At 71.9% G+C, this 12566-nt stretch carries 9 protein-coding genes; 4 read left to right on the forward strand and 5 right to left on the reverse strand.

Annotated elements, in window-relative coordinates:
• Together EU555_RS19335 and EU555_RS19340 are read right to left on the reverse strand one after the other, a co-directional pair.
• The coding region (locus EU555_RS19335; protein WP_281041295.1) for a carboxyl transferase domain-containing protein at positions 1 to 167 on the reverse strand (167 nt) is incomplete at its 3' end.
• Positions 168 to 258: 91 nt separating this feature from the next.
• Positions 259 to 588: a hypothetical protein gene (locus EU555_RS19340; protein ID WP_135416864.1), complete on the reverse strand. Its 330-nt coding sequence runs from the start codon at positions 586 to 588 to the stop codon at positions 259 to 261.
• A 351-nt stretch (positions 589 to 939) separates the two neighbouring features.
• Between EU555_RS19340 and EU555_RS19345 the strand changes: the two genes are divergently transcribed.
• The gene (locus EU555_RS19345) at positions 940 to 1845 is read left to right on the forward strand and encodes a LysR family transcriptional regulator (RefSeq protein WP_135416865.1); all 906 of its coding nucleotides are present in this window, start codon (positions 940 to 942) and stop codon (positions 1843 to 1845) included.
• Between the two features lie 52 nt (positions 1846 to 1897).
• On the opposite strand, the gene EU555_RS19350 is transcribed toward EU555_RS19345, so the two are convergent.
• Positions 1898 to 4321: a YbcC family protein gene (locus EU555_RS19350; protein ID WP_135416866.1), complete on the reverse strand. Its 2424-nt coding sequence runs from the start codon at positions 4319 to 4321 to the stop codon at positions 1898 to 1900.
• A 19-nt stretch (positions 4322 to 4340) separates the two neighbouring features.
• The gene (locus tag EU555_RS19355; RefSeq protein ID WP_135416867.1) at positions 4341 to 5900 is read right to left on the reverse strand and encodes an NADH-quinone oxidoreductase subunit L; all 1560 of its coding nucleotides are present in this window, start codon (positions 5898 to 5900) and stop codon (positions 4341 to 4343) included.
• A 601-nt stretch (positions 5901 to 6501) separates the two neighbouring features.
• Between EU555_RS19355 and EU555_RS19360 the strand changes: the two genes are divergently transcribed.
• From EU555_RS19360 to EU555_RS19370, 3 genes are all read left to right on the forward strand, one after another.
• Positions 6502 to 6954, forward strand: a complete 453-nt coding sequence (locus tag EU555_RS19360) for a BLUF domain-containing protein (protein WP_135416868.1) — start codon at positions 6502 to 6504, stop codon at positions 6952 to 6954.
• Positions 6955 to 7376: 422 nt separating this feature from the next.
• A complete protein-coding gene (locus EU555_RS19365; RefSeq protein ID WP_135416869.1) occupies positions 7377 to 8702 on the forward strand; it encodes an MFS transporter in 1326 nt (441 codons plus the stop codon).
• Positions 8703 to 8942: 240 nt separating this feature from the next.
• On the forward strand, positions 8943 to 11087 hold the full coding sequence (locus EU555_RS19370) for an ATP-binding protein (protein WP_135416870.1): 2145 nt from the start codon (positions 8943 to 8945) through the stop codon (positions 11085 to 11087).
• 52 nt (positions 11088 to 11139) lie between these two features.
• Here EU555_RS19370 and EU555_RS19375 read toward each other — a convergent pair whose 3' ends face one another.
• Positions 11140 to 12225 carry an ABC transporter substrate-binding protein gene (locus EU555_RS19375; RefSeq protein WP_245524386.1) on the reverse strand — a complete coding sequence of 362 codons (1086 nt, stop codon included), beginning with the start codon at positions 12223 to 12225 and terminating at the stop codon, positions 11140 to 11142.
• Positions 12226 to 12566: the final 341 nt, after the last annotated feature.

Consider the following 12566-nt stretch of genomic DNA (forward strand, 5'->3'; position numbering starts at 1 on the left):
TGGACGAACATGTCGAACTCCTCGAACGACCCCGAGTCGAGGAGGAGCTCGATGCGCTCGCGCGCCGTGAGCTTGCCCTTGCGGTGCTGGGCGGCGACGCGGGCTTCGCCGCCTCCGCACCGTGCGTGGTCCCGCCGGTGGTCCAGCAGGGCAAGGATCTCCTTCATGGGGCGGACCTCATTGGGGGGAAGAGGAGGGATCGACGGGAAGCTTCAGCGGGACAGACCGGGCGGGTCTCACCGCGCAGGACGGGATCGCTCAGCCGGGCGGTGCTGCGACCGGCAGTTGCAGGAGACGCGGGCGGTGGAGCAGGAGGGCGCACATCAGGGCCTGCCTGCCGTCGCGCCCGCCGGCATCGCGGGCGCAGCGCGCGGAGACACGCATCGCGGCGGCGATCTCGGCGAAATCGATCCGGTACAGCGCGTGGAGCGCGTACGACTCTGCCGTCGGGTCGGCCAGGTAGGCATCGACCGCCGCGTCGATATCGCCGTCCAGGAGGTCGCCCTGCAGAAGCAGGTCCAGGATGCTCGGCGCCCTGCGCACCGCTGCCGACATTGGAACAGGGCCGGGATCGAGCGTCGTGAGCATGGCTGTCTGACCCCAATCCGATCGCATGGTTGCTCGGCCGATTTCAGGACACGGAGAGACCCGCCTCGTCGGATCTGGACACGGGGACGGGCGCGCAGCCTGCCGCGGCGCCGCGATCAAATCGCCGCTGCCAAGGTCGGCGCAGGTTGCCGTGAAAGGAGAGGCCGCTTAGGACGCCGAGTGTCGGCCCGCAAAGAGCGGCGACGATCTCTGCGCAGCGAACGGATGCTGCGTCATATCCCGGCTATGCATGGCGCGACTTCCGCCTACCCGAGATCACGCTAGAGAACGCGCGGCTCGCAGGCAAATTCAAAGATTGCGAGACATCGTTCGCTCCCGTAGATATGCGGCATGGCGGCCTTGAACTACCATCACCTGCGCCTGTTCCACCGCATCGCGCACGAGGGCAGCCTCACCCGGGCCGCGGACGTCCTCAACCTGTCGCAATCCGCCCTCTCGGTGCAGTTGCAGAAGCTGGAGCAGCAGCTCGGCCACGACCTGTTCGAACGGCGCGGCAAGAAGCTCACCCTCACCGAGGCGGGCCGGATCGCGCTGGACTACGCCGACACCGTCTTCGAGACCGGCGACGAGCTGATCAAGGTCCTGCAGGGGCGCCCTCGCGCCGCCCAGCACGTGCTGCGCGTCGGAGCCCTGACGACCCTCTCCCGCAACTTCCAGCTCGAATTCCTGCGCCCGGTGATCGGACGCCCGGACGTCGAGCTGGTGGTGCGCTCGGGCACGATGCGCGAACTCTTGTCTCACCTCGAGATGCATGGCCTCGACGTGGTCCTCGCCACCACCGCCGTCCGCCGGGATGCGGGAACGGACCTGCACTGCCACCTCATCGCCGAGCAGCCCGTCAGCCTCGTCGGACGACCCGCGCCGGACCGGGAGCCGATCCGCTTTCCGGATGCCCTCCGGACCGTGCCGGTGACGTTGCCCAGCCTCGACAGCGAGATCCGCGTCGCCCTCGACCGCGTGCTGTCGCTGGCGGGCATCCACCCGGTCATCCAGGCCGAGGTCGACGACATGGCCATGCTCCGCCTGCTGGCGCGGGAGGGCGAGGGCGTCGCGGTGGTGCCCCCGATCGTCGTGCAGGACGAGTTGCAAGCCGGCGTGCTGGTCGAGCATTGCCGCATCCCGGATGTCACCGAGCGCTTCTACGCCATCGTCCAGACCCGACGTTTCCCGAATCCGGTGCTGCAGGACCTGATCGCGGCGAGCGTGCCGGCGCGGACAGCCCCGGCCGCCGGGTGAGGCGAGCCCTGCCCGCCCGGGTTCCGGCTCGCCGATGCCGCCGCGACGGCTCTCACACGGCCGCCCGCAGCGGCACCTCGGGTGCGACGCCGCCCGGTCGTGCGGTGCCGGTCCACCGCAGGTCACCGGCGTAGCGCCACGCGATCCGGCCGTCCTGGTCGAGCGCGAACAGGTGCAGCCAGCGATGGTCGAACAGCGCCCGCACCTCCGCGTGGCACCTCAGCACGTCCGTGATCGCCTCCCGCGGCGCCTCGATGCAGACCGACAGCCGCAGCGGCTCATGGGCATAGGCCTCGCCGTCGTGGACCGACTGGCGGGGCAGGCCGGCCCGCAGCGGGCCGCCATTGCCCTCCAGCACCCCGATGCCGCCCGTGACGTTGTGCAGGAGCTTGTTGCCGCTGCCGAACAGGTCTGGCGCGACGGTCGAGCCGTAATATTGCAGGCTGATCCAGCTCGCCACGACCACCGGCGCGGTGAGGATCAGCTCCAGCACGCCGAAGCCCTGGTCCTGCCGCCAGTCGTATTCGTGCAGGAAGGCGCGCCCGGCGAGGGGCTTTCCCGCCGTGCGGCGGCGCGGCGCGGCGATGAAGGCGCTGCAGCCGGCCAGCCCCCATTCGGGGCGGGTCTCGGCCCAGTCGCGGCTGCGGCGGGGGACGCGGCTGCCATCGGCCGCACCCGGCAGGCGCAGCGCGCGCTCGCCGCGGGCGATGGTGCCGGCGGCCGCGAGCCAGCCCCGGATCCGCTCCAGATCCTGCGGGCGCAGCATCCCCGGGAGATCGTCGGCATAGAGCCTGACCTCGTCCGTCGTCGTGTCGTGGAGGGCGGCGAGGAACACGGTGTCGGGCGGCACGGCGATGCCCTGCGCCGCGAGGCCCGTCCGCACCTGCGGGTCATTGAGGAGCTGCGCCAGCAGGCGCGCGTTCACCTCGCCCGAGTATCCGCCGCAGGCGCCGCAATGCAGGGCGCTGGCGTGAGGGTTGTTGACGGTGGTCGCGCCGTGCCCGGCGAGCAGCACGACGGGGGCGAACCCCGCCGTCAGCGACATCGCGCGCAGGATGCCGGCGGCGCTCGCGACCCGTGCGGCGGGATCGAGCGCCGGATCGAGGCGCGGTGCGGGATCGTCGGGCGCCGCCCTGCCGAGGCCGAGCGACGCGCCGAGGAGCTTGCCGAGGGAGAGGGGCCCCGCCGCCTCCACGAAGGCGAAGGAGGACACGGCCGCCTGCCGGAAGCGGCCCCAGGCCCGGCCCGCGCGGGCCGCGACCCGGGCGGACCGGTCCGCTTGCGCGACCTCGTGGCTGCCCGCGCAGGTGTGCAGCGCCGGCTTGAGAAGGACCGGCAGGCGCTGCTCCGCGACGTCGGAGGCGAAACGCCGGTGCGCGAGACCCAAGCCGAAGAAGCCCGCGAAGCCGAGCGTGCGGATGCCGGGATCGAGGGATTCGAGGGCCCGGCGGAAGACCTCGGACCTGACGTCGATGCAGAACGCCGCCTGCAGGACCGGGCGGCCGGTCCCTCCTTCCGGCGAGGTTCCGGCGAGCGTCGCGGCGAGCGCGCGCTGGCCTGCGCGCTCGGCGGCCTCCTGCAGGATGGCGTCGAGGACGAGGTCGGGCGTCGGCGCGGCCGGGGTCGCGTGCGCCGTGGCGACCGCCGCCCAGCGTCCGGCGACCGCGTCTCCGTAGCGGGCGAGCAGGGCCTCGTCGAAGATCGTCCGGATGGCGAGCATGTCCCGCAGCGTCCCGTCGGACGTCCCGGCGAGCTCCGCCTGCCAGAGCCGGTAGCGGGCGACCTGAGCCCAGCCGCCGAGGGACAGGAGCGCCTGGTGGAAGTAGCTCTCCAGGGCGTCCGGGCCGAGGCCGAGCCGCGCGACCGCGCGGGCGAGCGCCGGCAGCGTCCCGTCGGGCACCTCCGCGACGTGCCGGGCGAAGCCGCTCAGGCCGGCGATCTCCGGCGTGAGGTCGTGGACGGCCCAGTCCCGCCAGAGGGCGAACGCGCTCCTGCCGGATGGCGGCGCCCACAGGGCCTGCCCCTCGTCGAAGTGACCGGCCGCCCAGGCGGTGATCCGGTCGGCGATCAGGCCCGGCCAGTCGATCCCGGACAGGTCGGCGCAGAGCGAGGCGAGGGTCGGCAGGACCGGGGCGGGGCGGGCCTCCGCCTGCATCGCCGCCTTCAGCACGTCGAGGCCGGCCGGGCGCAAGGCCGCAGGGGCCTGCGCCAGGGCCTCCAGGAGGTCCTCGTCGGCGATGAGCCCGGAGGCGACCCTGTCGCGGTACCAGCGGCGGGGCATCGTCACCGCCGCGCCGCCCGCCCGGGCGAGGCGCGCCCCGGCGACCCAGAGCGGCTCGCCGGCATGCCCGAGGAAGGGATTGACGGCGACGCTCGAGGCGAGCGGCCACAGGGGCGGGATCAGGCGGCCCGCCGCGTCGGCCGCGGCCCTGACGGTGTCGTGCGGGGCCGGGAGGGAGTGGACGATCTCGATCATCGTGGCATCTCCGAGAGGGTCAGGCGGCGTGGCGGGCCGACCAGCCGCCGATCAGCCGGTCGAGGGCGGCGTTGGCGTAGAGCCCGTTGGCGAGGTGCACCCGCAGGCCGGCGGCGGCGGGGTGGTGGGCCCAGAGCGGGAACATCGCCTGCAGGACCGCGACGAGGCCGAAGCTGAGGAGGGCGAGCACGATCAGCGCCCATTCGAGCGGCCCCGGGGCGGGCGCCGGCGGCAGCACGCCCGCGGTGAGGCGGATCGCGAGCAGTTGCAGGGCGAAGTAGCCGACCGAGGCGGCGACCGCGTAGGCGGCGGTGCGCCAGGTCAGCGCCCGGGGCGCGGCATCGGCGAAGCCCTGCGCGAGCATGTAGGCGACGCCGAGGATCAGGATGGCGCCGAGCGCGAGGGCCTGGGGCGACTTGTGCGCGAGCCCGAAGCCGAGGCCGACGACGACGAAGATCAGGAGGGCCGCCACGACGGCGCGTGCGACGGCGCCCAGGCCCGGGACGGCCACCGGCCCCGGCCGGCGGATCGCCGCGACCGCCTCGACGGCGCCGCCCGCCGCCAGGAAGGCATGGGCCTTGTAGAGCGAGTGCGCCACGATGTGCAGCAGCGCGAGCGGGAACAGGGCGAGCCCGCACTCGAGGGTCATGAAGCCCATCTGGGCGACGGTCGACCACGCCAGCGAGGTCTTCACCGATGGCTGGGTCAGCATCACGAGGCCGCCGAGCAGGGCCGTGAAGCCGCCGACCATCACCAGGATCGCGAGCACGCCGGGCGCCAGGAGAAGCACGTCCGCGAAGCGGATCAGCAGGAACCCGCCCGCATTGACGATGCCGGCGTGGAGCAGCGCCGAGACCGGGGTCGGCGTCTCCATGACCTCGGTCAGCCACCCATGCGCGGGAAACTGCGCCGATTTGAGCAGGGCGGCGAGCGCGACGAGGCCGGCGGCCGTGACGGCGAGCCCGCCGCCCTCCCCCGCGCGGGCCGCCGACAGGATCAGGCCGATGTCGCCGGTGCCGTAGGCCGTGGCCAGCAGCAGCACCCCGGCGACCAGGGCCGCGTCGCCGAGACGCGCGGCGATGAACTTCTTGCGCGCCGCCCGCCGCGCGCCCGGCCGCTCGGGGTAGAAGAGCAGCAGGCGGTGCAGGAACAGGCTGGTGGCGATCCAGGCCGCGACGAGCTGGGCGAGGGTGCCGGCCGTGACGAGCAGCAGCACCGCGGCGAGCGTGAGGCAGAGCCAGCCGGTGAAGGCGCCCTGGCGCTCCTCGCCGTCGAGGTAGCGGGCAGCGTAGCGCACCACGACCCAGCCGATGAACGCGACCAGCAGGAGCATGGTGACGCTCACCGCGTCCAGCCGGACCGAGAGGCCGATCCCGTGGAGCCCGAGGAGCGGGCCCGTCCCCGGTCCGGTCGCCACGAGCGCGACCAGGGAGACGGCGGCGACGGCGAGACCCGCGAGCGCCGCCGCCTCCGCGAGCGGGAGGACGTGCCCCGGGCGACGCCCGGGATGCGAGAAGCAGAATGCGGCGCAGGCGAGCAGTGCCGCGGGCGCGAGCAGCGGCAGGTCGTGGATGGGCACGAGGATCTCCTCGGGATCTTGCGGATGGCGCGAGATCTCGTACCGGCCTGCGGAACTTAGGTAAAATTGATTGTTTGTGACTTATCGTTCTGTTTCGTAAATGTTTACGCCCGGACGGGATCGGGCCGGGTCAGGCGTCCGCGGCTCCCGGGCGAGGAACACCGACGGGACTGTGGATCCGGCCTCGTCCATGGCGGAGTGGACGGGACCGGTGCGCGACCCGGTCCCTCGCCGGGCACGCGCTCCTCATGCCGGCCGCGGGCGGCATGATCGAACACCCTCGACACGGCGCTGTTCCGCGCGGTCGCGACGGCGCCAGGGCGCCCGACCGCCCCCGTGCCGGCGAGGGAGCCTGGCATCACGGTTCCGGCGCAGGGGGCCGGGAGCGAGGCGGAAGCGGCGGTGGGGCCGCAATTCAGAGATCATCAACCCTTTCCTCGTGCGGCCGGTGCCGGCACCCGGACCCCACGCGAGCCTATTCAGGAATTCTTAGCACGCCGCGACCAAGGTACTCCTATGGCGTATTCGTCAGCCCGGCACGGCACCCCTGATGAGATCCCGCCTTCGCGTATCATCGCCGAATCGGCAAGGCACGGACACGATGCTTCACCAACTCGTCTACTACAGCCGCAACACAGTACCGGGCGGCGACCGCGCCATGCTGATCAACATGCGCGAGATCCTTTCCGTGTCTCAGCGCAACAACAGCCGCGACGGGATCACCGGCTTCCTGATTTTCGACAAGACGTGGTTCGTGCAGATCCTGGAGGGCGAGCGCGGCCAGGTGACGAGGACCTATGATCGGATCGCGCGGGACACCCGCCACGCGGCGGCAACGATTCTGAACGTGCGAGATGTTCCGGGCCGGCTGTTCCCGAACTGGACGATGGGCGGGGCGATGCGCACGCCCGAGGTGCAGGAGGTCTACCTTCAGCACGGGTTCGGGGGTCCGCTGGACCCCATGCGCCTGACGTCGGAGCAGGTCGTCACCCTGGCGCTGGACCTGCAGGCCTACGAGGTCAGCCGGCGGCAGGGACAGAAACTCGCCAGTTGATCGGGCGCGGGCGGGACCTGTCGCCGCAGCGCCGGCACGCGACAGCGGAGAGGCCGCCACCGATCCGACATGACGCCTGATCCGCCCGATCGCCGGGCGGGCCTTCTCGGGTTGCGCGCGCCGGCTTCTGCACGGGGCAGGGGCGGAGGACGACCATCGCCCCCGTCGTGCGCCCCGTGTCGTGGCGCCCGTGTCCTGGAGCCCGTGTCCTGGCGCCCGCGATCGGCATCCCGGGATCCCTGCAGCGCCTCGCCCTCGAGGAGGCGCTGCGATCCGGCCCGAAGACGGGCGATCTCGCCGCCTGTGGGTCCGGTCCGGCTTCGGACTCCCCTCATCGCCCATGTCCCTGCTAAGGGCTCTCTGCTAGAGAGCGTCGCGTGCTGCAGCTCTGACAAGCATAACCCAAGGGCAGGAAACTTACCGTGGAAGAGATCGAAACCAGGACCATCCGCAAGGTCATGTGGCGGCTGATGCCGTTTCTGGTCGTTTGCTACTTCGTTGCTTACCTCGACCGGGTCAATGTCGGCTTCGCCAAGCTGCAGATGAACGCGGCGCTCGGGCTGTCGGAAGCCGCCTACGGCTTCGGCGCCGGGCTGTTCTTCATCGCCTACTTCCTGCTCGAAGTGCCGTCGAACCTGGCGCTCGACAAGTTCGGTGCGCGGCTCTGGATCGCCCGCATCATGTTCAGCTGGGGCCTCATCTCGGGCCTGTTCGCCTTCATCGCTCCGATCTCGCGGGCGACCGGCGTCTCGAGCGAGTGGGTGTTCTACATCCTGCGCTTCCTGCTCGGCATCGCCGAGGCGGGCTTCTTTCCGGGCATCATCTTCTACCTGACGCTGTGGTTCCCGTCGGTCTACCGCGCCCGCGTCGTCGCCCTGTTCATGCTGGCGATCCCGTTCTCGTCGATCGTCGGCGCGCCGGTCTCCGGCGCCCTCCTGAACATCACCGGCGCCGGGCTCGACGGCTGGCAGTGGCTGTTCATCCTCGAGGCCCTGCCGTCGATCGTGATGGCGGTCGTCGTGGTCGCCTACCTCACCGACCGGCCGAGCCTGGCCACCTGGCTGCGCGACGACGAGAAGGCGTGGCTCGAGGCGCGCCTGGAGGCCGAGCGCAAGCAGAAGACCGCCGTCGAGCACATGAGCATCGGCAAGGCGCTCTCCGATCCGCGGGTTCTGGCCTGCTCGTTCGTGTATTTCTGCCTGAACGCGGCGAGCTACGGCGTCGCGTTCTTCCTGCCCACCATCGTCAAGGGCTTCGGGGTCAGCAACTTCCAGACCGGCCTGCTCTCCGCGCTGCCCTTCGTGTTCGGCGCGGTCGGGATGGTCCTCCTCGGCCGCAGCTCCGACCGCACGCTGAAGCGCCGCGAGCACGTGTGCTTCGCGATGATCATCGCGGCGGTCGGGGTCGCCGGCGCGGGGCTGGTCTCGAGCCCGGTCCTGGTGCTCGGGCTGCTCTGCCTGAGCCAGATCGGCGTGTCGGCGACGCCGCCGCTGCTGTGGCCGATCCCGAGCGCCTTCCTGACCGGCAGCTCGGCCGCCGCCGGGATCGCGGCGATCAACTCGATCGGCAACCTGTCGGGCTTCGCGGGGCCCTACGTGATGGGCTACCTCAAGGACCTGACGGGCAGCTTCACGGCGGGGCTCCTCGTCCTGGGCGCCTGCACCCTCGCGGGCGGCATCGTGGCGATGACCCTGAAGGTCAGCCGCGACCTGGAGAGCGCGGCGACCAAGGCCGCACCGGCCGAGTGACGCGCGGGGCGGCGGCCGGGAAAGTCCGGTCGCCGTTCCACGCGCTCGTCGCGCATGTCCTGCCGCCCGGACATTCGTCCGCAAGCACAAGCGGCCCATCCGTGCCGCGGGCAGGCCGTCTCGCGTCGCGTCCTCCGGACACCGGAGAGGACGCGGCGAAAATACTGGAACCGGGTATGCGCGAGCGCGTTGAAGGCCGCGCCGAGGGGTCGAGCCGGGTAGGTCGTTTCGGAAAGCAGCATGTCGGTGCGTCTCGTGCAGCCTAATGTCCTGTGGCCGCTGCGCCTGATCGCGGCCCTCAGCATCATCGGGCCGGCGCTCGCCTTCGGTTTTACGGCCTGGTCGACGGGTCGCGCGATCGAGCGGACGTCGCTCGAGCGCATCGAGCGTGCGCTCGACATCCTTCAGGAGCACAGCCTGAAGGCGCTCCAGACGGTGGAGCGGACGCTCGCCGAGGCCAACGAGGTGCTGCGCGGGTTCGACGATGCGGCCATCCGGGAGAACGAGGCGCAGCTCTCCCGGCGTCTCGGCCGGACGCAGGCGGCCCTGCCGCAGATCCAGGCGATCTGGGCCTTCGACGCGGCCGGACATCCGCTCGTCTCCAGCACGGTCATGCCGGTGCCGGTCAGCCTCGACAACTCGGACCGGGACTACTTCCGCGCGCAGGTGGCGCACGATGCCGGAACTGTCATCGGCGACGTCGTCCAGGCGAGGGTCGGCGATTTCCGCTTCTTCGTCATGAGCGCCCGGCGGCCGGAGCGGCCGGACGGGGGCTTCAACGGCGTCGTGGCGATCAGCGTGCTGCCGGAGCGCCTCCGCGAGTTCTATGCCCGCCTCGCCCGCGGGGTGGCCGACTCGTTCGGGCTGATCCGCAGCGACGGGACCTTCCTGGCCCGTTTCCCGGCGGTCATGGACCGGCCCGAGCGGCTCGACGCGCGCAGCGACTTCCGGCAGGCCATCGCGCGGGAGCCGGAGAGCGGCGTCTTCACGGCAACGTCGCAGGTCGACGGCATCGAGCGGCGCATCGGCTACCGGCACATCCCGGGCTACCCGGTCTACGTCCAGGCGGGGATCGAGACCGCCGCGATGGCGCGGGAGCTGCGCGACACGCTCCTCGGCACCCTGGCCTTCGGGCTGCCGGCGACGCTCGCGCTCTGCGCCCTCTCGGTCCACGCCCTGCGCCGGACCCAGCGCTTCCAGGCCGAGGTGGCCCGGCGCGAGGTCGTCGAGGCCGCCCTCAAGCAGGCGCAGCGCCTCGAGGCGGTGGGCCAGCTCACGGGCGGCGTCGCCCACGACTTCAACAACCTCCTGATGGTCGTCACCGGCAATGTCGAGCGCCTGAAGCGCTATCCGGCCGCGGATGACCGCCAGCGCCGCGCCCTCGACGCGATCGAGACGGCGGCGAAGCGCGGGGCCAGCCTGACGCGGCAATTGCTGTCGTTCTCCCGCCGCCAGACCCACGCGCCCGTGCCGATCGACCTCGCCCAGCGCCTGCCGCTGTTCCAGGACGTGCTGCGGTCGAGCCTGCGGGGCGACATCGCCATCGCGCTGTCCCTCGCGCCCGACCTCTGGCCGGTCAAGGTCGACCTCAACGAACTCGAGCTCGCGATCCTCAACCTCGCGGTGAACGCGCGCGACGCGATGCCGGAGGGCGGGACGCTCACCATCGCCGGCCAGAACGTCGCGCTCGTCGACGACAGCACGGTCGGGCTCACGGGCGAGTTCGTGGCGCTGAGCCTCACCGACACGGGGAGCGGCATCCCGCCCGACGTGCTGGCGCGCGTCTTCGAGCCGTTCTTCACCACCAAGCCGCAGGGCAAGGGAACGGGCCTCGGCCTCTCCCAGGTCTACGGCTTCGCGACGCAGTCCGGCGGCACCGCGACGGTCGCGAGCCAGCCGGGCAGAGGGGCCACCGTGACCCTCTACCTGCCGCGAACCTCGGAGCCGGTCCGGAGCGCACCGGCCAGCCATCCCGCCGCAGAGCCGGTTCCGCCCCGCCAGAGCCTGGGCCGGATCCTGCTGGTCGACGACAATGCCGAGGTGGCCGAGATCGCCAGGTCCTATCTGGAGGATTTCGGATACGGCGTCCTCAAATCCCAATCGGTCGAGACCGCGATGGAGATTCTGAGAGCCTCCAGCGACATCGCGATCGTGCTCACCGACATCGTGATGCCCGGCCCCCAGAACGGCCTGGATCTCGCCCGTCACGTGCGCAACGAGCATGCCGGACGGATCGCGGTCCTGCTTGCGACCGGCTACAGCGACGTCGCGCAAGCGGCGGCGGCCGAAGGGTTCGTGATCCTGAGGAAGCCCTATGACAGCCACGCTTTGCGCGATGCCCTCGACCGGGTGCGGTCGCGCCCGCTCCTGAAGGTCGTGAGTTGAGACGCGGTCCGGAACGGCCGCTCCGGAAAGCATCTCGCTCCAGGATCCCGTCTCACTCCAGGATCTCGTCCGCGCGGGCAAGGACCGGCAGCGGGATCTTGACGCCGAGGTGCTGGGCGGTCCTGAGATTGACGACGAGGTCGAGCTTCTTGATCTGCTGGATCGGCAGGTCGCCGGGCCTCTCGCCGCCGAGGATGCGCCCGACATAGGCGCCGACCCCGCGCGACGCCTCGACGACGCTGCCGCCGTAGCTCAGGAGGCCGCCCGCCAACGCGAAGTCCCGGTAGGCCGAGACCGCCGCGAGCCCGGCATCGCGCGCCCTGGCGGCGATCAGCTCGTTCCGGCTGTTGAAGAAGGTGTCGGCCCCGATGATCAAACCCTTGGCGCCGGCCGCCGCGAGGCGCGCGAAGGCGGGGGCGACATCGGCGTCGGCGCTCGCCGTCACCGTCATGGGCGCGAAGCCGAGGGCGCGGGCGGCCTCGGGGATGTCCCTGGCCTGCCGGTCGGCCAGGAGCGGGTTTGTCGGGTTGACCAGGATCCCGATCGTCGCCCCCGGCGAGACGATCTCCCTCAGGAGCTCGAGCTGCTTGGGCGCGATCTGGGAGCCGAGCGTCGTCCAGCCGGTCAGGTTTCCGCCGGGCCGGCTCGCGCTCGCGACGAGCCCGATGCTCACCGGATCGACCGCCGCCCGGACGACGATCGGGATCTGCGCCGTCGCGCGCTGGGCGGCCCGCGCCGAGGTCGTGTTGCCGAGGACCACGATCACCGAGACGCCCTCCCGCACGAGGTCCTCGGCCATCCCGGCGAGGCGGTCGTTCATGCCGTACGCCCAGCGGTAGGAGAACCGCACGTTGCGTCCCTCGGTGTAGCCGGCCTCCGCAAGGCCCGCCCGGAACGCCTCGATGCGCGCCTTCCAGAGGTCCGGCGACTCGCTGCACAGGAGACCGACGGACGGCGGGGCAGCCGTTTCCGCGGCCGCCCCGCGGGGTCGCGCGAGGGCGACCCCGAGACACGACAGGAACCAGCGCCGGTCGATCCCCCCGCCTCGCGCGGCGGCCGCGACCGGCCGTCCGGGACGCACCCGCACCGCCGCCGGCCGGCTGCGCCGGCACGCCGGGCTCGGAGCCTCCTCGTTCATGCTGGGTCAGTCCGGTCGCCGTGATGCGTCCCGAAAAGATTCGCACCTCGACCGCCGCGAAGCAACGATTGCCCAGACGGCATAAGTCTTCGCGGGGCAGCCACGGCGTCGCGAGGGTGGCCATGGTGTCGCCCTGGCGGCCCTGCGCGGCATCGGTCCGGCGGGGAACGACGGTCGTCGGGACCGCGGCCGGCTGCGCGTCGTCCCGCAGGCCACGGCAAGGTCCCTCGACCGTGACACTCGGGAGGAGCCGCGTCCCGCCATGCTCCCGTCCGCCCGGGATCGCACCCGACGCAGTAGCGGCGGAAGCTCGGCCACGGTACAATCGAGACCGGCCGCAC

The organism is Methylobacterium nonmethylotrophicum (assembly GCF_004745635.1).
Taxonomy (GTDB): Bacteria; Pseudomonadota; Alphaproteobacteria; order Rhizobiales; family Beijerinckiaceae; genus Methylobacterium; species Methylobacterium nonmethylotrophicum.

What these genes read in the sequence shown, in the direction of transcription:
- EU555_RS19340 (WP_135416864.1), bottom strand. Translation starts at nt 588, where the DNA reads ATGCTCACGACGCTCGATCCCGGCCCTGTTCCAATGTCGGCAGCGGTG.
- EU555_RS19345 (WP_135416865.1), top strand. Translation starts at nt 940, where the DNA reads ATGGCGGCCTTGAACTACCATCACCTGCGCCTGTTCCACCGCATCGCG.
- EU555_RS19350 (WP_135416866.1), bottom strand. Translation starts at nt 4,321, where the DNA reads ATGATCGAGATCGTCCACTCCCTCCCGGCCCCGCACGACACCGTCAGG.
- EU555_RS19360 (WP_135416868.1), top strand. Translation starts at nt 6,502, where the DNA reads ATGCTTCACCAACTCGTCTACTACAGCCGCAACACAGTACCGGGCGGC.
- EU555_RS19370 (WP_135416870.1), top strand. Translation starts at nt 8,943, where the DNA reads ATGTCGGTGCGTCTCGTGCAGCCTAATGTCCTGTGGCCGCTGCGCCTG.
- EU555_RS19375 (WP_245524386.1), bottom strand. Translation starts at nt 12,225, where the DNA reads ATGAACGAGGAGGCTCCGAGCCCGGCGTGCCGGCGCAGCCGGCCGGCG.